The sequence below is a fragment of the Burkholderia sp. Bp9016 genome, from assembly GCF_003857765.1.
GTDB lineage: Bacteria > Pseudomonadota > Gammaproteobacteria > Burkholderiales > Burkholderiaceae > Burkholderia.
In genome coordinates, this window is record NZ_QTPY01000026.1 from 63,173 (window position 1) to 82,808 (window position 19,636).

Genomic DNA, 19,636 nt, shown 5'->3' on the forward strand with positions numbered 1-19,636 from the left:
TTAACCGGCGAAAATTTCACGGGAGTCCGCATGTTCGTGCAGTCCGACCGTCACGTCGCAAGCTACTACGCCGGCACCTACCCGGCGCCGATCCCGCATCGTCCCGAACTGGATGAGCGCATCGACGCCGACGTGCTGGTCGTCGGCGCGGGGTTCAGCGGGCTGCATACGGCGTTGCGCCTCGCGCTCGCGGGCAAGCGCGTGGTCGTGCTGGAAGCGAGCCGCGTCGCGTGGGCGGCGTCGGGCCGCAACGGCGGGCAGGCGCTGCTCGGCTGGTCGTGCGACATGCAGCCGCTCGAGGCTTCGCTCGGCCGCGACGGCGCGCGCGTGCTGTGGGACAGCATGCGCTGGGCCGCGGCCGAAGTGCGCGAGTTGCCCGCACGACACGGTTTCGACGTCGACTACCGGCCCGGCAGCCTGTGGGCGGCGGTGCGGCCGCGCCGCGTGGCGATGCTCGCGCAGGCCCGCGACGAAGCGGCCGAGCGGTGGGGCTACGACCGGCTGCGCGTGATCGGGCAGGACGAGATGTCCGGGTGGATCGGCAGCGCGCGCTATCGGGCCGCGCTCTACGATCCCGAAGCCGGACACCTGAATCCGCTGAAGCTCGCGCTTGGCCTCGCGCAGACGATCGAACGCGCGGGCGGCCGAATCTTCGAACGCAGCCGCGTGCTCGATTGTCGCGAGACGGCGGGCGGCCATGTTGCGCGCACCGCGCACGGCGAAGTGCGCGCCGACGTGCTCGTGCTCGCGTGCAACGCATACGTCGACCGGCTCGATCCCGAACTGTCGCGCCGGCTGCTGCCGGTCGGCACGTACCAGGTCGCGACTGCACCGCTTGCCCCGGACGTTGCGCGCTCGCTGCTGCCGCGGAACAGTTGCGTGATCGACAACCAGTTCGTGCCCGACTACTTCCGCTTGAGCCCCGACAACCGGCTGCTGTTCGGCGGCGGCTGCACGTATCTCGGCGGGATACCGGCCGACATCGCGGCGGCGACGCGCCCGCACCTCGAACGCGTGTTTCCGCAACTGAGCGGTGTGCCGCTCGACTACGCGTGGGGCGGCCACATCGACATCAGCATGCGGCGCACGCCGGACATCGGCTGTCACGGCCAGCGCTACTGGCTGCAGGGCTTTTCGGGACACGGCGTGCTGCCGACGCTCGCCGGTGCGCGCGCGGTCGCCGACGCCGTGCTCGGCGACGACCGCCTGCTCGCGCAGTACCAGCGCATTCGCAACCCGCGCTTCCCCGGCGGCGACCGCCTCGCCGCGCCGATGGAAGCGATCGGCAAGGCCTGGTACCGTTTGCGCGATACCGTCTGACGCACCGGATTCCAACATGAACGAACAGGAAGAAATAGAAAGTCTGGCGATCCTGATCCGCGATCTGCGCAAGCATCGCAAGGTCACGCTCAACGATCTCGCCGAACGGATCGGCCGCTCGGTCGGGTTTCTGTCGCAGGTCGAACGCGGGTTGTCGCGCCCGACGGTGGCCGATCTCACCGCGATCGGCGAGGCGCTCGGCGTGCCGACCACGTATTTCTACAGCCTGAGCAAGCCGCGCAGCGTGCCGTGGGTCACGCGGCCCGACGAGCGGCGCACCGTGTATTACGCGGCCGGCATCACCGACATTCTCGTGTCGCCGAACATGCGCTCGCGCTTCTCGATCCTCGAAAGCCATCTCGCGCCGGGCGCGAGCAGCGGCGAGCGGCCGGTCGACGACAGCGACGAGCAGGGCGGCTTCGTGCTTGAAGGCGAACTGACGATCTGGATCGACGGCGACGACATGCCTGTCACGCTCGGCCCGAACGACGCGTTCCAGTTGCCTGCGCACAAGCGCTTCCGGTATGCGAACCTGAGCGATGCGCCGACGCGCGTGATCTGGGTGTTTACCTGAGTTGCCGGCAGGGCGGCCCGGCGGGCCGCCGCGTTGCCGGCGTGCTGGTTTGCAGTACTGATCGACATCGGGCATGGAGCATTGACGCATGCCGATGAATCCGGGTCGCCGCAAGGCGGCACCGCCATACAGAACATGGAAAGGATGAGACATGGCTGACGTCGTTACCGTGCTGGTCGATGAAGTGCGCGCCTTTCGGCAGGCGCACCCCGAGATCCGTTATGTCGACCTGATCTGTCTCGACCTGCCCGGACACTTCTACGGCAAGCGCTATCCGATCGATGCACTCGAGAAGGTCGCGGCGGGTTCGCTGCTGAAGCTGCCGCAGAACTGCGTGCTGCTCGGCACGCAGGGCGGCCTTTACAAGATCGGCGATTACTGCTTTAACGACGGCGACCCCGACGCGCCGCGCCGGCTGATTCCGGGCACGCTGAAGCCGGTGCGCTGGGAGCGTCAGCCGCTCGCGCAGATGCTGATCAGTTCCGACGGCACGGACGCGCCAATCGAGTTCGAGCCGCGCGAAGTGCTCGCGCGCGTGCTGCGGCGGTTCGCGGCGCGCGGGATCCGGCCGGTTGTCGCGTTCGAGCTGGAGTTCTACCTGTTCGCGGCGCAGCTCGAGGGCGGGATGCCGCAGTATCCGCGCGACCGCTTGAGTGACGACCGCGACGATCAGCCGAACATGCACATCGAGCGCCTGTCGCGCTTTTCCGAGGTACTGCACGAGATGGTCGAGGCCGCGTGCGAGCAGGGCGTCGACGCAACGGTGATCACGGCCGAACTCGGCCCCGGCCAGTTCGAGATCAACTTCGGCCACACCGACGACGCGTTGCGCGCGGCCGACTGGTCGGCGCTGTTCTGCCGCAGCACGCGCGGCGTCGCGTTGCGGCACGGCTATCGCGCGAGCTTCATGGGCAAGCCGTATCTGCACGCGCCGGGCAGCGGGATGCACGTGCATGTGAGCCTGTACGACGAAGCCGGTCGCAACCTGCTCGCCGCGGACAGGCAGCGGCCGTTGCGGCATGCGGTGGCCGGTTGCCTCGCGCTGCTGCCGCACTGCATGCCGGTGTTCGCGCCGAATCACAATGCGTTCCGGCGCTACGGATCGATGGTGAACGCGGCGAGCCGCGCCAGCTGGGGTTTCGAGGATCGCGACGCGTGCATCCGGATTCCGGAGTCGGATGCGCGCAACCTGCGCATCGAGCATCGGCTCGCGAGCGCGGATGCGAATCCGTACCTGGTGCTCGCAGCGATCCTCGCCGGGATGGAGCACGGGCTCGATGCACGAAAGGAGCCGATTGCGCCGCTCAACGACGATCGCGGCAGCGGGATCGATTTCCCGAAGGAGATGTTGTCGGCCGTCGCGGCGATGCAGGATCACGCGGCCGTGCGCGACGGGCTCGGCAGCGAGTTCGTGATGGTGTATTGCGAGAACAAGCGGCAGGAAGAGCTGGATTTCCGCAACGAGATCGGCGCGCGGGAGTATCGGTGGTTTCTGTGACGGCGAGACGCGCGACCCCGCCGCGCATCTCGCATGATCGATCAGCGCCCCGCCGCGAAACGCATCGCGACAAGGTACGCGAAAACCCCGTTACTCACCGAGCTTCGACGCCACGCATCCCGTGCTCGAGCATTCGCGCTCGCGTTCGCGCAGGAACGACAGGCGCGACTGCGTCATGTCGGTTGCACACTGCAGATCGACGAGGTAGCCGTTGTTGCGCGTCTCGCTGCATTGCGCGTCGCGCTGCTTCAGCCAGGCGAGCTGGCCGGCCTTCAGCGTGGCCTGCTGGTCGCCGCTCAGTTGCTTGCGCAGGCGGCCGTACTCGTCGTTGAGGTCGCGGTCGGCCTGGGAAAATTGCGTGCTGCTGCAATACACCTGATCGAACGCGCTGTGCGGCTTTGCACAGCCGGCCGCGTGTGCGGCGAACGGAACGGCAAGCGCCAGCAGTGCGCAGGATGCGAGCAGATTCTTCTTTTTCATGGTGATGCTCCTCGGTGGGTGAAAACCGTTGGAATCGGTCGCCGTTGCCGGTTATCGGGCCGCCGTGCAAGCGTCGACGCCGCCCGCGATCGCGGCGGCCAGACGCTGGATCGTCTCGCGTTGCGCGAGCCGCTTTTCCTCGTCGGGATTGACGATCACGCCGGCCTCGACCAGCACGGCCGGAATCGGTGCGGTACGCAGCACGACCAGATCGTCGAAGCGGTGAATGCCGAGTTGCGGATCGACGAGCGGGCGGTGCTCGCCCTTGATCGGCTGCGCGTGGTACAGCGACGGCCGTTCGCCGGCCGCGACCAGCCGTTCGGCGATCGCTTTCGCGCAACGCAGGCTTTCCGCGTAGTGGGGATTGCGCTCGGACACGAACACCGCGAACCCGCGGAATTCGCGTTGCCGGCCCGCGTCGATGAACTGCTGCTGCATCGAATCGTGATGGATCGATATGAACAGGTTCGCGTCGGGCGCCTGCGTCGAACGCTGGTCGAGCGCGATCTCGCGGCCGTCGGCCGACGTGCGCAGCACGCGGTCGCCTTGCGCGGCGAGTTTTTCGGCAACGGCGGCGGACAGGTCGAGGTTGTACCGGTATTCGACGCGGCCGCTCGCGCCGGTGGCGCCCGGATGGGCCGGTGTATGGCCGGTATCGACGACGATGTAGCGGCCCGATGCGGGCCGTGCGTCGGCACTCGCGTTGTCGGCCGCGTGCACCGCCAGCGGTGCGCCGAGCAACGGCGCCCATGCGAGCAGGCTCGCGGCGGCATGCACGAGCGGGCGCAGGCGTCGGAGGGTTCGGTTTGTCATTGTTGTCGTCGAAGAGGGCTACGGCGCGTCGAACGGCGCGGCACCGTCGGCCTGCTCGATGCAGTCGGAATGTCGCGCGATTATAACGGGTGGCAGCGGCGGTGCAATGACGGCACGGCCGCGGCCGTGCGGGCGCAAGCCGGTGCTCAGGCGAGCACGCGCCGGGCTGCGAGCATGCCCCAGTACGACGCTTCCTCGAACAGCGACAGTCCCGACAGGTCCGCATGCGCGAACACCACGGGGCCGTCGGCATCGCGCAGCGCGAGTAGCCCCGGCCGGCTCAGGAAGCCGACGTCCGGCGTCGCCATCGCGTGGCCGCGCACGGTGATCTCGAGCGCCGCTGCATGCTTCCACAGCGCGCGTCCGTACACGGCCTGCAGGTCGATCGCCGCCTGCTCGCGCAGCGCATCGGGCTTCGCCTGCGCGAGCCAGCGACGCGTGTCGTCGGGCGTGCGGGTGCTCAACGCCTGATACGCGGAGAACACCGAACGCGTGGGCGGCGACATCCGGATCAGCTGATGCGTCGACACGACATAGCCGAGCCCCGCGCCGTCGTAGACGACGTTGTCCCACGCGAGCGGTACGCCGGCTTCCTCGGCCGGCATCCCGTCGAGCAGGAAGTTGGACACGAGCCACGGCGCGCGCGGCGGCAGGTCGCGTGCGGGATCGAAGCCGGAGGCCTGAAGCTGCGGAAACACCCGCGCGGCGACGAACAGCGGCATCGCGCTGACGACGCGCCGCGCCTTCAGCGTAAAGGTGGACAGCGTGCCGTCGTTGCCGACGTGCGCGCACAGCACGTCGACGCCGCCCGTGCGTTCGGTTGCATGAACCGCGAAGCCGTCGCGCGACCATGCGTTCGAACCGGTACGCACGGTGATCGAATCGCTCAGCTTCGCCACCATCGTGTGCAGTCCGTCGGGCCAGGTCAGCACCGCACCGTCGCTTGCATTGCGCGCATGGCCGCCGCGCGACGAGAAGTAGTGGAGGCCGGCCCATGCGGATACGTGCTCGTAGCCCGCGCCGTAGTCGTCGCGGCAGCAGTAGTTCAGATACCAGTGCAACGCGGTCGCGGTGTAGCCCTCGTCGAACAGCCACTGCCGGAACGAGCGCCGGTCGAGCGAGCGCCACTGCGGGTCGTGCGACGATTCCGCGATCGGAATGCAGAACACCTTGCGGCCGTCCGCGCCGCGCGCAGTGCGCAGGCTGTCCGTGTACGCGAAGAAGCGCGTTTGCTGCGCGAGCGCATCGGCGCCGAGGCCGGCCGTCGGCACGATGCCGTCCTGCCACTGCCCGTTGATGAACAGCCGCTCGTCGGGTGCGTGCACGAGCACGCGCTCGTCGTACACAGGGCGTGCGGAGAACGGTGCAGATTCGATCACGCCGAGATCGGCGAGCATGTCGCGCAGATGCGCGGATTCGAGCGACGGCAGCGGCAGATAGTGCGCGCCCTTCGGATAGCCGAGATCGCCAAAGCGGCCGCCGGCCGCATTGCCGCCGAATTCCGGGCCGGCGAGCACGACGAAGCGCCGGTGGCCGGCACGCGCGAGCTGCCACGCACACGACAGGCCCGCCGCGCCGGCGCCGAGGATCGCGACGTCGGTTTCGATCGTGCCGGACGGCGGCGGCAGCGCTGCATGATCGCGCAACGCATGGCCTTCGCGCATGCCGGGATAGCCGACGCGCGGCGTCGTCTCGATCCAGCCGGTGCGGCCGCACGCGGCGAGCGACGCGGCCGCGGACGCGACGAGGAACGTGCGGCGGTCCATCAGCGCAGCACGTGCTTCCAGTCGTCGTCGAAGCGGCGCACGAGCGGCTGGTCGTTGAGTTCGTTCGGCGACATCGACAGCGCCGGCATGTCGGCCGGGAAGTGGAACATCTCGACGGCCGTCTGCGCGTCGAGCCAGCGCGTGGGCACCGAGTAATGCGTCGGTATGGTGAAGTCGCGGCGCTTGCCTGCGATCACGAAGCCCCAGTCGCCGAACGACGGCACATAGCAGTGGTACGGCCAGGTGTTGAGCCCGGCTTCGTGCAGCGTCGCGATGATGGTCCAGTACGCATGCGGCGCGAAATACGGCGACGTCGACTGGATCACCGCATAGCCGTTCTCCGACAGGTGGCGCGCGAGCAGGCGGAACACCGGCACCGAATACAGGCGGCCGAGCCCGAAGTTGGTCGGATCGGGGAAGTCGACGACGATCGCGTCGTACACGTCGGCGTTCGATTCGAGCCAGCGCACCGCGTCGTCGTTGATCACGTGCACGCGCGGATCCTTCAGCGAACCCTGGTTCAGCTTTACGAGCGGCGCGGAGGTCGAGAACAGCTTCGTCATCGCGGGATCGAGATCGACGAGCGTGATCCGTTCGAGATTGCGGTGCTTGAGCAGCTCGCGCACCGCAAGGCCGTCGCCGCCGCCGAGCACGAGCACGTGCTTCGCCCACGGCAGCGCTTCGATCGTCGGGTGAATCAGCGCCTCGTGATAGCGATGCTCGTCGCGCGACGAGAACTGCAGGTTGCCGTTCAGGTACAGCCGCATGTCGTCATGCCACTGCGTGAGCACGATGCGCTGGTAGGGCGTCGTTTCCGAATAGATCGTCTCGTCGCCGTACACGCCGTGCTCGGCCCAGTGCGTGATGCGGTCGGACAGCGCGAAGCCGGCGACGAGCAGCCCGATCACGAGCGACGCGCGCATCAGCTTGCCGCGTACGTTGCGGATCTCGTCGCGAAAGAGGTGCGTGGTCCACAGCGCGACGAAAGCGTTCAGCAGCCCGAACAGGAAGCTCGTGCGCAGCAGGCCGAGACGCGGCGCGAGCACGATCGGGAAGATCAGCGACACGGCGAGCGAGCCGAGATAGTCGAAGGTCAGCACTTCGCTGACGGTATGGCGGAAGGCCTGGCGGCGCTGCTGGAACGCGCGCATCACGAGCGGGATTTCCATCCCGATCAGCAGGCCGAGCGCGAGCACGAGCGCGTAGAGCGCCGCGCGGAACGGCGCGGCCAGCCACGCGAACACCGCGAACAGCAGCGCGGCCGATACGCCGCCGAGCAGGCCGACGAGCAGCTCGATGTCGACGAAGCGGTCGAGCACGTCGTCGTCCTCGACGAACTTCGCGAGCCACGAGCCGATTCCCATCGCGAACAGGTAGCAGCCGATCACCGACGAGAACTGCAGGATCGAGTCGCCGAGCAGGTAGCTCGACAGTGCGCTGCTGATCAGTTCGTAGCCGAGCCCGCACGATGCGAGCACGAGAATCGACAGGACGAGCGCACGCTTATGCAGCATGGCGCATCCGTTGTGCAGTGTTCGTCAATGTGGATATACTGGCGCGGATTTTCGTGGGGCGGCCAACCGTGGGGCGGCCAACCGTGGGGCGGCGCCGCATGGGCCGACCGGCGACGGGGCAGCGAACCGAGCACAAAATCCGAGGAAAAGAATGAATAGTGCCTATCTTTATGCGGTTCATTTGCTGTCGGCGTTCGTGCTGCTTTTTGTGTTCGCGGCAGTGTACCTGAAGGTCACCCCGTTCGACGAACTGGCGCTGATCCGCGACGGCAACGCGGCCGCGACGCTGTCGTTCGGCGGTGCGCTCGTCGGCTTCTGCCTCACGCTCGCGTCCAGCATCGCGCACAATTCGACGCTCGGCGAAGTCGTGCTGTGGGCCGTCGGCGCGATGGCCGTGCAGCTCGTCACCTATGCGGTGCTGACGCGCCTGATTCCTGGCATGAACCATGCCATCGAGGATCGCAATGTCGCGATGGGCGGGCTGATGGGCACCGCGTCGCTCGTCGTCGGCATCATCAATGCCGCCTGCCTGACCTGACGCGCCACGCGCTGGAGGAGACCGACATGAGTCTGGGATCGTTTATCCGCAAGCAGTTCATCGACGTCCTGCAATGGACGGAAGACACCGACGGCGTGCTGGCCTGGCGCTATCCGATGGAAGACCAGGAGATCCAGTACGGCGGCCAGCTGACCGTGCGCGAAACGCAGGTCGCGATCTTCGTCAACGAAGGCAAGGTCGCCGACGTGTTCCAGCCCGGGCTGTACAAGCTGGAAACGCGCACGCTGCCGGTGCTCACGTACCTGAAGAACTGGGACAAACTCTTTCAATCTCCTTTCAAGTCGGATGTCTATTTCTTCAGCACGCGGCTGCAGCTCGGCCGGCGCTGGGGCACCGCGCAGCCGGTGACGATCCGCGATCGCGAGTTCGGTTTCGTGCAACTGCGCGCCTTCGGCATCTATTCGTACCGGATCGTTGATGCGGCCGCGTTCCATCGCGAGGTCAGCGGCACGCGCGCGCAATACACGGTCGACGATCTCGAACAGCAATTGCGCAACCTGGTCGTCACCGCGATGAGCACGACGTTCGGCTCGGCCGACGTGCCGTTCGTCGACATGGCCGCGAACCAGTCGCTGCTGTCGCAGCGCGTCGCCGACGCGCTGGTGCCGGTATTCACGCGCTACGGCCTCGCGCTCGACGCGTTCGCGGTCGAGAGCGTGTCGCTGCCCGCGGAGCTGCAGAAGGCGCTCGACCTGCGGATCGGCGCGGGGATGGCCGGCGATCTCGCCCGCGCGACGCAATACCAGACCGCGCAGGCGATTCCGCTTGCCGCGCAGAACCCGGGCGGCATCGCGGGCGTCGGCGCGGGGCTCGCGGCCGGCGCGGCGATCGGGCAGGCGATGGCCGGCCAGATCGCGGGAGCCGCGCAACCGGCGCCGCCCGCGCCGGCTGCGGCACCGGTTGCCGCTGCGCAGCCGGCCGAGGCGACGGACTATGTGCAGCGGCTGGAGCAATTGAAGGCGCTGCTGGACAAGGGCCTCGTGACCGAAGAAGACTATTCGCGCGCGAAGGCGGAAATCCTCGCGAAGCTCACGCGGTAAGCGTCGCGCATGTTCAGTACATCGTGCCCCCAGTGCGGCGCGCCGGTCGAGTTTCGTTCGGCGGCGGCGGTGATGGCCGTCTGCGCGTTCTGCCGCAGCACGCTGCTCAAGCGTGGCGCCGACGTCGAACGCATCGGCGAGCTGGCCGCCGTGCTCGACGACGCGTCGCCGATCCAGATCGGCACGGCCGGGCGCTACGGCAAGCGCACGTTCACGGTGCTCGGGCGCATCCAGATGACGTACGACGCCGGCGCGTGGAGCGAGTGGTACGTCGTCTTCGACGACGGGGCATTCGGTTGGCTGTCCGATGCGTCGGGCCAGTATGCGGTCACGGTGCGCGAGCCGGACGGTACGTCCGGCGGTGCGTGGCCCTCGTTCAACACGCTCGAGCCCGGCATGCGGATCGACCACGGCGGCCGTGCGTATCTCGTGTCCGACGTCCGTACCGCACGCTGCACGGGCGGGGACGGCGAGTTGCCGTTCCGCGTCGATGCAGGCTGGGAAGCGCGTGTCGTCGATCTGCGCACCGGCAACGCGTTCGCGACCTACGACTATTCCGACGCGAACGCGAATGGCGGAAGTCCGGCCGTCTATACGGGCGAGGCGCTGGCATTCGACGCGCTCGCGTTCACGGGGCTGCGCGATACCGAAGCCGATACGCGCGAGAAACGCGGCGCGGCGATGGTGCCGTTCGCGTGTCCGAGCTGCGGCGCGCCGCTGTCGTATACGCCGAACGTGGCCGACTATGTCGTGTGCGGCAGTTGCCACGCGGGCGTGCAGTGCACGGCCGAGCAACAGACGGTATTCGCCGCGCAGCGCAAGCTCGATGCGGTGAAGGGCGCGCTGGAGCTCGGGGCGGCCGGCACGTTCGACGGCGTGAAGTACACCGTGATCGGCATGATGCGCTGCCGCGTGCCGGGCGACGACGAGACGTGGGACGAATACCTGTTGCTGAACCCGAAGCGCGGGTTCCTTTGGCTCGTGCAGAGCGAAGGACGCTGGGAGCGCGTGCAGGTGCTCGACCACTGGCCGACGATCGGCGGCGAATCCGACGTGACCGAAGGCGGGAAGACTTACCGGTTGCGCGAGACGTACGACTCGGAAGTGGTGTACGTGGTCGGCGCATTCAACTGGCGCGTGCAGGTGGGCGACCGCACGTCGATCGTCGACTACGGCTGGCAGAAGGACAAGCTCACGCGCGAGCGCAGCACGGCGGAAATCGTCTGGTCGCGGGCGCAGCCGCTGTCGGGCGGCGCGCTTGCCGAGCGCTTCGCGACGCCGGCGCTCGCGACCGCGTCGGTTGTGTCCGCAACCGGTTCCGCGGCGAAGCCGACGGGCCTGTTCGGCACGAAGCATCCGCACAGCTTCGCGCCGCTGCCGCTCATATTCAGTGCGCTGCTCGTGTTCTTCAACACGGGTTCGCTGTTCTCGTTCAGCGGCCGCTCCGTCTACGTGCTGATCGGCTTGCTCGTGCTTTGGCTGCCTGAATGGCTGTGGAAGGGTTTCGCAACGGATGGAGGCGATTCCTGATGCGTTACATCCTCTACGGCATCTACGGGCTGATTGTCGTCACGCTGTTCAGTTGCGCGTCGATCGGCGGCAGCGGCTCGGGCGGCAGCGGGTGGGGGAGTTCGTCCGCGCGCAGCGGCTACTCGTCCTACGGGTCGCACAAATGACGGCGCACGACAGTATCGCTCCGCCGCGCGCAACGCTCGGCTCGCATGTGCTGGCCGACCTGGCCGGCATCGATGCGGCGCTGCTGCGCGATGCCGGACGGCTCGAGACGATTCTCGCCGACGCCGCGCGGCAGGCCGGCGCGCGCGTGATCGGCGCGCATTTCCATCATTTTGGTGGCGAGTGCGGCGTGACGGGCGTCGTGCTGCTCGCCGAATCGCACATCACGATTCATACCTGGCCCGAGCACGGCTTCGCGGCCGTCGACGCCTTCATGTGCGGCGCCGCGCGGGCGGCCGATGCGGTCGATGCGATCGCCGCCGCGCTCGGCACGCACGCGCAGGTCCGGCAGCAGGTGGCACGCGGCGTCGCATCCGCGTGAGCGGACGTCGTTACCCCGGCGTGACCGTTCGCGACGCGCGATACGCCGCAATCAGCGATTGATTTCGTCGGCCGAGATCAGTTCGGCCACCAGCACCTGCGCGGGCCCCTTCAGGTAGTACTCGTGTTCGAGCGGTTCGCGCAGCTTCATGAACGTGTCGGCGCCGACCTGCATCGTTTCGCCCGCATGCATCCGCGCGCCGCTTTGCAGCAGGTAATGCATCACGTTGTTGAAGATGCCCGAATACCGTTCGCCCTCGTGATGGCCTGCAGCCAGCGCGGCGAAATCGGGCAGGCCGAACACGTCGGCGCCGTATGTGCGCATCCATACGCCTTCGGTGCCTTCGACCTCGTACTTCACGAAACCGCAGAAGAACAGGTTCAGCGGGATTTCGCGCAGGACTTCGAGGCTTTCTTCGCCGAGTTCCTCCGCGTCGAAGACGCCGGCCGGCAACGACGTATGCGCGCGCTCGTTCAGCACCGCGAGGCCGCTCTGTCCGGCCAGCGCGCCGGCGACGGCCGCCAGCGCGACATACTGGTCGAGCGGGTTCGCTTCGTGGCCTGCGTAGTAAAGGATCACGTGGCTGCGGCTCGCACGCACCTGCTGCTTCAGGTCTTGTCCGTAGTGGGCTGGCGCGACGCACGCTTCCAGCGCGTCCGACGGATAGGGTGCATCGAAGCCGACCAGCCGGACGACGTGGTTGCTCCAGCCGGCGAGCCCGAATACCTGCTCCAGCGTCGGTTCGGTTTCGACGCATGCCTGGCTCATGCTCGGGTGGTATGCGCGCAGCGCGGCTGTCAGCGCGTCGATATCGACCTGCAGCGGTCCGTCGAACACCACCGCCACGCTCAGCGGATTGTCGATGTCGGCGGCTGCGACCAGCGCGGCCGCGTTTTCGGGGGTGTCCTTGCGGCCAAAGAATCGGGATATCAGGCTCATTGGATTATGTTTGTGTCGATGCCGTGTCAGGCAGGAAAGCCCTGTTCTCTCGGTCAGGGCGCGCCGTCGGGGTGACGGCCGTCGGTAGTTTCCCCATGTTCGGCGAATCTGGCAAATGCGCGACCGATGCCCGATGGCGCGTTCGGGCGCATTGGGGCGGAAGTGATGCGGTCATGCCGGGCCGCACACGTGTGCGGCGTTGCGCGAGCGTCGCTCAGTGCGGCAACGCTTCGGCTTCGGCCCAGCGCTTGAACGAGTCGAGACGTCGGCGCGTCTGCACGAGATAGAACGCGCCGATCAGCGGCTCGAGCAGCCAGCGCAGCCACGCCGGTTGCACGCGGAAGTGATACGTGAACTTCACCTCCGTCGAGCCGGCCGAGCGTTCGGTGAAATTCCAGCTGCCGCTGAAGCGTTCGAGCACCTTCGGCCCGTCGACCATTTCGATGGCCGCGACCTGCGGCGGACGGTACGAGATGTAGCGCGACACCATAGTCGCGCCGGACTGGCTGCGGCAGAACGCGTCGATGCCGACATCGGCCGTCATCCCGTCGAGCAGATAGGCGTCGGAGAGGAAGCTGTCCCAGACGAGCCGCCGCCCGTAGTCCTGCGACCACGTGAAGAGGCGTCTGCGATCGACACCGACGATCCGGCTGACTGAGATCCTCATGATGGCGGGCGAAGGGAGGCGGATTGGGATGGAATCGAGTGTAACCCGCCCGCGCCGCGCACTTGTTAAGACTTCGTCAAGTCGAGCGGCGATTCGATTGACGGTCTCCGGGAATTCCCCTAGGATCGAATCCATGCCTTTGGGAAAGACCCGAAGCGTTTCAATCTCTTGAGGGAGCCTCATGAGTACGCAACAGAACCGGCGCTTCGACGCGCTCGTTTTCATTGGTCGTTTCCAGCCTCCGCATCGTGGTCACCTGAATGTGCTGAAGTCGGCATTGAGCCGGGCCGGGCGCGTGTGCGTGCTGATCGGATCGACCGACAAGCCCCGCACCATCAAGGATCCGTTTTCGTTCGACGAGCGCTGCCAGATGCTGGTTTCGCTGCTCGACCCGTCCGAGCGCGAGCGCGTGACGATCGCGCCCGTGCAGGATTCGACGTACAACGACGGCGACTGGGTGCGCTGGGTGCAGGATGCCGTGGCGTCCGCGCTCGGCGACGTCTCGCAGCGCAAGGTCGGGTTGATCGGCCACGAGAAGGACGCCACATCCTACTACCTGCGGATGTTCCCGCAATGGGAGCTCGTCGACGTCGATGCGGCCGAAGACATTTCCGCGACCGAAATCCGCGACCAGTATTTCGCCGAACGCACCAACAGCTTCGTGCAATGGGCCGTGCCGGAACCCGTGTTCGGCTGGCTCGAACGCTTTCGCACCCAGCCGGCCTTCGCGCAGCTGAAGGCCGAGGCCGAATTCATCGCCGCGTATCGCAAGGCGTGGTCGGCTGCGCCGTACCCGGTCACGTTCGTGACGGTCGACGCGGTGGTCGTTCACTCGGGCCATATCCTGCTCGTGCGCCGGCGCAGCGAACCGGGCCGCGGCCTGTGGGCGCTGCCGGGCGGATTCGTGAACCAGGACGAGCGGCTCGATGCGGCCTGCATTCGCGAACTGCGCGAGGAGACGGGCGTGAAGCTGCCGGAGCCGGTGCTGCGCGGCTCGATCAGGGATCGTCAGGTGTTCGATCATCCGGCCCGCTCGCTGCGCGGCCGCACGATCACGCATGCGTGCCTGTTCAATTTCCCGACCGGCGAGCTGCCGCGCGTGAAGGGCAGCGACGACGCCGACAAGGCACGCTGGGTGCCGCTCAACGAATTCGCGCAGATGCGCAACGTGATGTTCGAGGATCACTTCGAGATCGCGTATCACTTCCTGGGGAAGCTGTGATCCGTTGATTCCCCGGATACCGGTCCGCTGCGACAGACGCGGCGGCACTTCAACGGCCTAGAGGAGCTCTAGCCATGCAACACGTTCCCGGCGGCTTTGCCGCGGTTCTCGCCAATCCGATCCTCAACACGGATTCGTACAAGGCTTCCCACTTCCTGCAATACCCGCCCGACGCGCAGGCGATGTTCTCGTACGTCGAATCGCGGGGCGGCCGCTACGACCGCACGCTGTTCTTCGGCCTGCAGATGCTGCTGAAGGAATATCTGTGCCGGCCCGTCACGCACGCGATGATCGACGACGCGCGCGATTTCTTCGCAGTGCACGGCGAGCCGTTCAACGAGGATGGCTGGCGTCATGTCGTCGAGCGCTACGACGGCTATCTGCCCGTGAAGATCCGCGCGGTGCCCGAAGGTTCGATCGTTCCGGTGCACAACGTGCTGATGACCGTCGAATGCGACGATCCGAAGGTGTTCTGGCTCGCGTCGTATCTCGAGACGATGCTGTTGCGCGTGTGGTATCCGGTGACGGTCGCCACGCGCAGCTGGCAGCTGCGCCAGACGATCCGCCGCTTTCTCGAGAAGACCGACGACGATCTCGCGCAATTGCCGTTCAAGCTGCACGACTTCGGCGCGCGCGGCGTGTCGAGCGCGGAATCGGCTGCGATCGGCGGCGCGGCGCACCTCGTGAGCTTCATGGGTTCGGACACGGTGCCCGGCGTGCTGGCCGCGAACCGCTTCTACCGCGAGCCGATGGCTGCGTATTCGGTGCCGGCAGCCGAGCACAGCACGATCACGTCGTGGGGGCGCGACGGGGAGGCCGATGCGTACCGCAACATGATCGACCGTTTCGGATTGCCCGGCGCGATCGTGTCAGTCGTATCGGACTCCTACGATCTGTTCGCCGCCCTTGAAATGTGGGGCGGCCCGCTGCGCCAGGCGGTGATCGACTCGGGCGCGACGCTCGTCGTGCGTCCCGATTCGGGCGACCCGGTGACGATCGTGCTGCAGACCGTGCGCGCGCTCGACGCGTCGTTCGGTTCGACCGTGAACGGCAAGGGGCGGCGCGTGCTCGATCGCGTGCGCGTGATTCAGGGCGACGGTGTCGACGAGCAGTCGATCGAAGCGATTCTCGCCGCGCTCGACGATGCGGGTTATGCGGCCGGCAACGTCGTGTTCGGGATGGGCGGCGCGCTGCTGCAGCAGGTGAATCGCGATACGCAGCGTTTCGCGATGAAGTGCTCGGCGATCCGGCGCGACGGCGTGTGGCACGACGTGCGCAAGGATCCGGTCACCGACCGGGGCAAGCGCTCGAAGAAGGGGCGGCTCACGTTGCTGCGCAATCGCCGTACGGGCGAGTACCGGACCGTGGCGTTGCCGGTCGCGTGGGACGATCGCGCGCTGGAAGGCGAGTGGGACGATGCGCTCGAAACGGTGTTCGACACGGGGCGGATGCTGGTCGATACGACGTTCGCCGAGGTGCGGGCGAGGGCGCACGCGGGCGAGCGGTGAAACGTGCGCTGGGGTGATGCGGCAGCGCGTCACCCGGGCGATGCCGGGTCGTGTCGCGTACCCGGCACACCGCGCACTGCGGGTCGTCTGCTGTTTCAAGGCCCGGTGCGCGTGCGCATCGCATCGGCGACTGCGTCGCGCACACAACTCGCGGCGATTTCCGACGCACGCGTGCGTGCCGCACGCCCCAGACGCGCAATCACCAGCGGCTGGATCACGGTCGATTCCCGAATCGCACATTCGACGACGAGCGGCGAGCGCGTGACCGCCGGGCTTTGCGTGATCAGCAGCGACACGCCGAGCCCGCTCGCGACCATTGCCCGAACCAGCTCGATCGAGACCGCACGATAGCGGACATTCGGCGACAAGCCGCATTGCCAGAACGGCGCCATCAGGAAGTCGCGGCTGTGCGGCAGGTCGATCAGGATGACCGGATACGCGGCGAGATCGCGCAGCGAAATCGCGCGCTTGCGTTTAGCGAGCGCGGACCCGGCCGGTACGAGCGCATAGGGCCGCAATTCGGCAAGGCACTCGCGCTCGATGTCTTCGGGCAGGCCGACGTCGTACATCAACGCGAAATCGATCTGCTGCTTGTGCAGTGCCATATCGAGCTGAGCCAGATCGCCTTCCACGAAACGGATGTCGAGGCGCGGATGGCGTTGCTGCGCGAGTTCCAGCACGCGCGGCAAATAGACCGGCGCGATCGTGCTGAATACGCCGATATGGACGATACCGCCCGGCTCGTCGCCGATGTCGTCGGTCGCGAATGCGGACGCCGACGCCAGCAACTGGCGCGCCTCGGCGAGCTTGCGTTCGCCGAAATGCGTGAGCGTCATCCGTGTGCCCGCGCCACGCGTGAACAGCCGGTCGTCGAACAGCGCTTCGAGCTCGCGGATTGCCACCGAGATCGATGGTTGCGACACGCTGAGCCGGACCGCGGCGGCGGTCGTGCTGCCCGATTCGGCGGCGGCGACGAAATAACGAAGCAGTCTCAGCGACAGAGCCATGGTGTACCCATATGAAAATCGTATAGGTGTTAATTTATTCCGATATTTTATCTGATTGCCATGCTCGAACAGAATCACTGCATCGGCCGACTCGGCCCGACCTTCAGGAGAAAGATGCCGTGACTGTGTCCAGGCTGCCGCTCGACGGCATACGCGTGATCGATTTTTCCCGGGTGCTCGCGGGGCCGCTATGTTCGGCGTTGCTCGGCGACCTCGGCGCCGACGTGATCAAGATCGAGCCGCCCGCGGGGGACGACTATCGTGCGATCGGCCCGTTCGCGAACGGCGAGAGCGGGTTGTTCGGCGCGATGAACCGCAACAAGCGCAGTGTCGTGATCGACATGAAGACGTCGGACGGGCAGGCGCTTGCGCAATCGCTGTGCGCCGGAGCGGATGTCGTCGTCGAGAACTTTCGCCCCGGCGTGGCCGATCGGCTCGGAATCGGTTACGCGACGCTGTCGGCGCGCAACCCGGCGCTGGTGTACGCGAGCGTGTCCGGATTCGGGCAGACCGGCCCGGAATCGCGCCGGCCGGCGTACGACATCATCCTGCAGGCGATGTGCGGGTTGATGGATGCGACCGGCGCACCCGACGGCGAGCCGACACTCGTCGGCGATTCGGTGTCCGATGTGGTCAGCGGGATTTTTGGGTCATGGGGCGTGCTCGCGGCGCTGGTCGCGCGCGATCGAACCGGACAGGGCACGCACGTCGACGTATCGATGTTCGATGCGACGATGAGCCTGACCGCGGCACTCGTCGCACGTTATGCGACCACCGGCGTTGCGCCGCGGCGTGTCGGCAACCGCCATCCGACGTCCGCGCCGTTCGGCGCATATCGCGCCGCGGACGGCCATTTCGTCGTCGCGGTACTCAACAACAAGCTGTTCGGTTTGCTGGCCGACACGATCGGCCAGCCGGCGCTGGCCGACGATGCGCGCTTTGCGTCCGACACGTCACGCTGTGAACACGAAGCGGCGTTGCGCGCGTACATCGAGCAGTGGGCCGCAGCGCGCTCGGTCGACGAGGTCAACGCGACGCTGGCCGCGGCGGGTATTCCGGTCGCGCCGATCCGGAACATCCGGCAAGCGCTCGAAAGCGAGCAAGCGCGCACACGGCGCCTGCTCGTCGATGCCACTGCGGCCGACGGCTCGCCGATCCGGTTGCCCGCGCAACCGCTGAAGTTTTCCGCGTATCCCGACACGCGCACGACCCGCGCACCGCAGCTCGGCGAACACACGCACGCCGTGCTCGGGCAGGTGCTCGGCCTCGACGACGCAACGATCGCCGCACTGGCGAAGGACGGCGTGATTCATGCGGCACCCGGCATGGCGTACGGCGGCGCTGCCGAACCGTCGCGACAGACCGAAACCCATCAGGAGATGAACGATGCTTAAACGACTGGGCGTCGCCGACGCCGACCTCGAAATGGCCGACGCGATTCGCCGCTTCGCACAAGCCGAACTCGCACCGCACGCGGCGCAGGTCGATCGCGACGAGACGTCGACCACGCGTTACGTGCCCGCGCTGGCCGAACTCGGCGTGATGGGGATGAATCTGCCGGAGCGCTGGGGCGGAATCGGTGCGTCGCCGGCCGCGATCATCCTGTCGCTGGCCGAGATCGCGAACGCGTGCGCGGCGACGTCGTCGATGATCGGCGCGCACTATCTGGCGACCGATTCGGTGCTGATCGGCGGCGACGACGCGTTGCGCGCGCGCTATCTGCCGGACGCCGCAAGCGGCGCGAAGCTGGGCGCATTTGCGCTGACCGAGCCGCAGGCCGGCTCCAATCCGGCCGGCATGACGACGCAGGCCGTGCGTGACGGCGACAACTACCGGATTCGCGGCGTCAAGCACTTCATCTCGAACGCCGATGCCGCGCAGTTCATCGTCGTCTATGCGAAAACCTCGCCCGAGCTCGGGACGCGCGGCATCAGCGCGTTCGTCGTCGATCGCGATACGCCCGGCGTGTCGGTGTCGTCGCCGGAGAAGCTGATGGGCATTCACGGCGCCCCCGCGCACGAAGTCGCGTTCGATTGCGTGGTGCCGGCGTCGAACCGGCTCGGCGACGAAGGGAGCGGCTTCCGCACCGCGATGAAGGTGCTCGACAACAGCCGGCTCGACGTCGCGGCGACGAGTCTCGGGATCGCGGAAGCCGCGCTCGGCGACGCGATCGACTGGGCGAAGCAGCGTCACGTCGGCGGCGAGGCGCTCGCGAACAAGCAGGGGCTGCAATGGCGATTCGCCGACATGAAGACGCAGCTCGAAGCCGCGTGGCTGCTGACGCTGCAGGCCGCGGCGCGGCGTGCTGCCGGCGAGCCGTTTACCGACATGGCGTCGATGGCGAAGCTGTATGCGTCGGAGATGGTGGCATTCGTGACCGATGCAGCCTTGCAGATCCACGGCGGCTATGGGTTCACGCGCGAAATGCGGATCGAACGACTCGTCCGGGACGCCCGCATTCTGCGGATCTACGAAGGATCGTCGGAGATCCAGCGCACGGTGATTGCACGCACGATGCTGGCATGACGGCACGTGAAATCGAACAAGGAGACGCGTGGTGAAAGTTCTGGTTCCAGTGAAGAGAGTGGTCGATTACAACGTGAAGGTCCGCGTGAAGTCGGACAACACGGGTGTGGATATCGCGAACGTGAAGATGTCGATGAACCCGTTCGA

Annotated in this window: 19 protein-coding genes and 1 pseudogene; 13 read left to right on the top strand and 7 right to left on the bottom strand. The window is 67.1% G+C overall.

The window, feature by feature from the left end; genetic code table 11:
* Window positions 1–30 precede the first annotated feature (30 nt).
* The 3 genes from DIE13_RS26585 to DIE13_RS26595 all read left to right on the top strand — a co-directional run bounded on the left by DIE13_RS26585 (window position 31) and on the right by DIE13_RS26595 (window position 3,392).
* Window positions 31–1,320: an FAD-binding oxidoreductase gene (locus DIE13_RS26585; RefSeq protein WP_124830064.1), complete on the top strand. Its 1,290-nt coding sequence runs from the start codon at window positions 31–33 to the stop codon at window positions 1,318–1,320.
* Window positions 1,321–1,336: 16 nt separating this feature from the next.
* Window positions 1,337–1,894 (top strand): helix-turn-helix domain-containing protein, encoded by a 558-nt coding sequence (locus tag DIE13_RS26590; RefSeq protein WP_124830065.1) that lies wholly within the window; start codon window positions 1,337–1,339, stop codon window positions 1,892–1,894.
* A 151-nt stretch (window positions 1,895–2,045) separates the two neighbouring features.
* Window positions 2,046–3,392, top strand: coding sequence for a glutamine synthetase family protein (locus DIE13_RS26595; protein ID WP_124830066.1), 1,347 nt, complete (start codon window positions 2,046–2,048; stop codon window positions 3,390–3,392).
* A 90-nt stretch (window positions 3,393–3,482) separates the two neighbouring features.
* Here DIE13_RS26595 and DIE13_RS26600 read toward each other — a convergent pair whose 3' ends face one another.
* The 4 genes from DIE13_RS26600 to DIE13_RS26615 all read right to left on the bottom strand — a co-directional run bounded on the left by DIE13_RS26600 (window position 3,483) and on the right by DIE13_RS26615 (window position 7,965).
* Window positions 3,483–3,872 carry a lysozyme inhibitor LprI family protein gene (locus DIE13_RS26600; RefSeq protein WP_124830067.1) on the bottom strand — a complete coding sequence of 130 codons (390 nt, stop codon included), beginning with the start codon at window positions 3,870–3,872 and terminating at the stop codon, window positions 3,483–3,485.
* A gap of 51 nt (window positions 3,873–3,923) precedes the next feature.
* Complete coding sequence (locus tag DIE13_RS26605) at window positions 3,924–4,685, bottom strand: N-acetylmuramoyl-L-alanine amidase (protein WP_124830068.1); 762 nt, start codon at window positions 4,683–4,685, stop codon at window positions 3,924–3,926.
* 146 nt (window positions 4,686–4,831) lie between these two features.
* A complete protein-coding gene (locus tag DIE13_RS26610) occupies window positions 4,832–6,451 on the bottom strand; it encodes an FAD-dependent oxidoreductase (RefSeq protein ID WP_124830069.1) in 1,620 nt (539 codons plus the stop codon).
* Window positions 6,451–7,965, bottom strand: a complete 1,515-nt coding sequence (locus DIE13_RS26615; RefSeq protein WP_124830070.1) for a polyamine aminopropyltransferase — start codon at window positions 7,963–7,965, stop codon at window positions 6,451–6,453. Before DIE13_RS26615 ends, DIE13_RS26610 begins: the two co-directional genes overlap by 1 nt.
* Before the next feature lie 151 nt (window positions 7,966–8,116).
* On the opposite strand from DIE13_RS26615, the gene DIE13_RS26620 reads away from it, so the two are divergent.
* From DIE13_RS26620 to speD, 5 genes are read left to right on the top strand one after another with little or no spacing between them, the layout of a single operon-like run.
* A complete protein-coding gene (locus DIE13_RS26620; protein WP_014898735.1) occupies window positions 8,117–8,503 on the top strand; it encodes a DUF350 domain-containing protein in 387 nt (128 codons plus the stop codon).
* Window positions 8,504–8,529: 26 nt separating this feature from the next.
* Window positions 8,530–9,564, top strand: a complete 1,035-nt coding sequence (locus DIE13_RS26625; protein WP_124830071.1) for an SPFH domain-containing protein — start codon at window positions 8,530–8,532, stop codon at window positions 9,562–9,564.
* Window positions 9,565–9,573: 9 nt separating this feature from the next.
* Entirely contained in the window at window positions 9,574–11,094 is a 1,521-nt protein-coding gene (locus DIE13_RS26630; protein WP_124830072.1) for a DUF4178 domain-containing protein, read from the top strand.
* Window positions 11,094–11,240, top strand: a complete 147-nt coding sequence (locus DIE13_RS33035) for a hypothetical protein (RefSeq protein WP_162840577.1) — start codon at window positions 11,094–11,096, stop codon at window positions 11,238–11,240. The genes DIE13_RS26630 and DIE13_RS33035 overlap by 1 nt, the downstream gene beginning before the upstream one ends.
* Window positions 11,237–11,620, top strand: coding sequence for an adenosylmethionine decarboxylase (gene speD, locus DIE13_RS26635; protein WP_124830073.1), 384 nt, complete (start codon window positions 11,237–11,239; stop codon window positions 11,618–11,620). The genes DIE13_RS33035 and speD overlap by 4 nt, the downstream gene beginning before the upstream one ends.
* Window positions 11,621–11,671: 51 nt before the next feature.
* Here speD and DIE13_RS26640 read toward each other — a convergent pair whose 3' ends face one another.
* Both DIE13_RS26640 and DIE13_RS26645 read right to left on the bottom strand, forming a co-directional pair.
* Window positions 11,672–12,559, bottom strand: coding sequence for a DUF4261 domain-containing protein (locus tag DIE13_RS26640; protein ID WP_124830074.1), 888 nt, complete (start codon window positions 12,557–12,559; stop codon window positions 11,672–11,674).
* A gap of 214 nt (window positions 12,560–12,773) precedes the next feature.
* Window positions 12,774–13,226: a type II toxin-antitoxin system RatA family toxin gene (locus tag DIE13_RS26645; protein WP_124830075.1), complete on the bottom strand. Its 453-nt coding sequence runs from the start codon at window positions 13,224–13,226 to the stop codon at window positions 12,774–12,776.
* A gap of 181 nt (window positions 13,227–13,407) precedes the next feature.
* Between DIE13_RS26645 and DIE13_RS26650 the strand changes: the two genes are divergently transcribed.
* Window positions 13,408–14,448: a bifunctional nicotinamide-nucleotide adenylyltransferase/Nudix hydroxylase gene (locus DIE13_RS26650; RefSeq protein ID WP_124830076.1), complete on the top strand. Its 1,041-nt coding sequence runs from the start codon at window positions 13,408–13,410 to the stop codon at window positions 14,446–14,448.
* 74 nt (window positions 14,449–14,522) lie between these two features.
* Entirely contained in the window at window positions 14,523–15,956 is a 1,434-nt protein-coding gene (locus tag DIE13_RS26655) for a nicotinate phosphoribosyltransferase (protein WP_124830077.1), read from the top strand.
* A 95-nt stretch (window positions 15,957–16,051) separates the two neighbouring features.
* On the opposite strand, the gene DIE13_RS26660 is transcribed toward DIE13_RS26655, so the two are convergent.
* A complete protein-coding gene (locus DIE13_RS26660; RefSeq protein ID WP_124830078.1) occupies window positions 16,052–16,963 on the bottom strand; it encodes a LysR family transcriptional regulator in 912 nt (303 codons plus the stop codon).
* 119 nt (window positions 16,964–17,082) lie between these two features.
* Here DIE13_RS26660 and DIE13_RS26665 point away from each other — a divergent pair, with 119 nt between their 5' ends.
* From DIE13_RS26665 to DIE13_RS26675, 3 genes and pseudogenes are all read left to right on the top strand, one after another.
* Complete coding sequence (locus DIE13_RS26665) at window positions 17,083–18,357, top strand: CaiB/BaiF CoA-transferase family protein (protein ID WP_124830079.1); 1,275 nt, start codon at window positions 17,083–17,085, stop codon at window positions 18,355–18,357.
* The gene (locus tag DIE13_RS26670; protein WP_124830080.1) at window positions 18,350–19,489 is read left to right on the top strand and encodes an acyl-CoA dehydrogenase family protein; all 1,140 of its coding nucleotides are present in this window, start codon (window positions 18,350–18,352) and stop codon (window positions 19,487–19,489) included. Before DIE13_RS26665 ends, DIE13_RS26670 begins: the two co-directional genes overlap by 8 nt.
* A gap of 31 nt (window positions 19,490–19,520) precedes the next feature.
* Window positions 19,521–19,636: pseudogene (locus tag DIE13_RS26675) on the top strand (electron transfer flavoprotein subunit beta/FixA family protein); the annotation flags it as partial.

Coding starts and splice junctions, on each gene's coding strand:
- DIE13_RS26610 (WP_124830069.1), bottom strand. CDS start 6,451: ATGGACCGCCGCACGTTCCTCGTCGCGTCCGCGGCCGCGTCGCTCGCC.
- DIE13_RS26645 (WP_124830075.1), bottom strand. CDS start 13,226: ATGAGGATCTCAGTCAGCCGGATCGTCGGTGTCGATCGCAGACGCCTC.
- DIE13_RS26650 (WP_124830076.1), top strand. CDS start 13,408: ATGAGTACGCAACAGAACCGGCGCTTCGACGCGCTCGTTTTCATTGGT.
- DIE13_RS26620 (WP_014898735.1), top strand. CDS start 8,117: ATGAATAGTGCCTATCTTTATGCGGTTCATTTGCTGTCGGCGTTCGTG.
- DIE13_RS26605 (WP_124830068.1), bottom strand. CDS start 4,685: ATGACAAACCGAACCCTCCGACGCCTGCGCCCGCTCGTGCATGCCGCC.
- DIE13_RS26625 (WP_124830071.1), top strand. CDS start 8,530: ATGAGTCTGGGATCGTTTATCCGCAAGCAGTTCATCGACGTCCTGCAA.
- DIE13_RS26630 (WP_124830072.1), top strand. CDS start 9,574: ATGTTCAGTACATCGTGCCCCCAGTGCGGCGCGCCGGTCGAGTTTCGT.
- DIE13_RS26660 (WP_124830078.1), bottom strand. CDS start 16,963: ATGGCTCTGTCGCTGAGACTGCTTCGTTATTTCGTCGCCGCCGCCGAA.
- DIE13_RS26670 (WP_124830080.1), top strand. CDS start 18,350: ATGCTTAAACGACTGGGCGTCGCCGACGCCGACCTCGAAATGGCCGAC.
- DIE13_RS33035 (WP_162840577.1), top strand. CDS start 11,094: ATGCGTTACATCCTCTACGGCATCTACGGGCTGATTGTCGTCACGCTG.
- DIE13_RS26590 (WP_124830065.1), top strand. CDS start 1,337: ATGAACGAACAGGAAGAAATAGAAAGTCTGGCGATCCTGATCCGCGAT.
- DIE13_RS26595 (WP_124830066.1), top strand. CDS start 2,046: ATGGCTGACGTCGTTACCGTGCTGGTCGATGAAGTGCGCGCCTTTCGG.
- speD (WP_124830073.1), top strand. CDS start 11,237: ATGACGGCGCACGACAGTATCGCTCCGCCGCGCGCAACGCTCGGCTCG.
- DIE13_RS26615 (WP_124830070.1), bottom strand. CDS start 7,965: ATGCTGCATAAGCGTGCGCTCGTCCTGTCGATTCTCGTGCTCGCATCG.
- DIE13_RS26600 (WP_124830067.1), bottom strand. CDS start 3,872: ATGAAAAAGAAGAATCTGCTCGCATCCTGCGCACTGCTGGCGCTTGCC.
- DIE13_RS26655 (WP_124830077.1), top strand. CDS start 14,523: ATGCAACACGTTCCCGGCGGCTTTGCCGCGGTTCTCGCCAATCCGATC.
- DIE13_RS26585 (WP_124830064.1), top strand. CDS start 31: ATGTTCGTGCAGTCCGACCGTCACGTCGCAAGCTACTACGCCGGCACC.
- DIE13_RS26640 (WP_124830074.1), bottom strand. CDS start 12,559: ATGAGCCTGATATCCCGATTCTTTGGCCGCAAGGACACCCCCGAAAAC.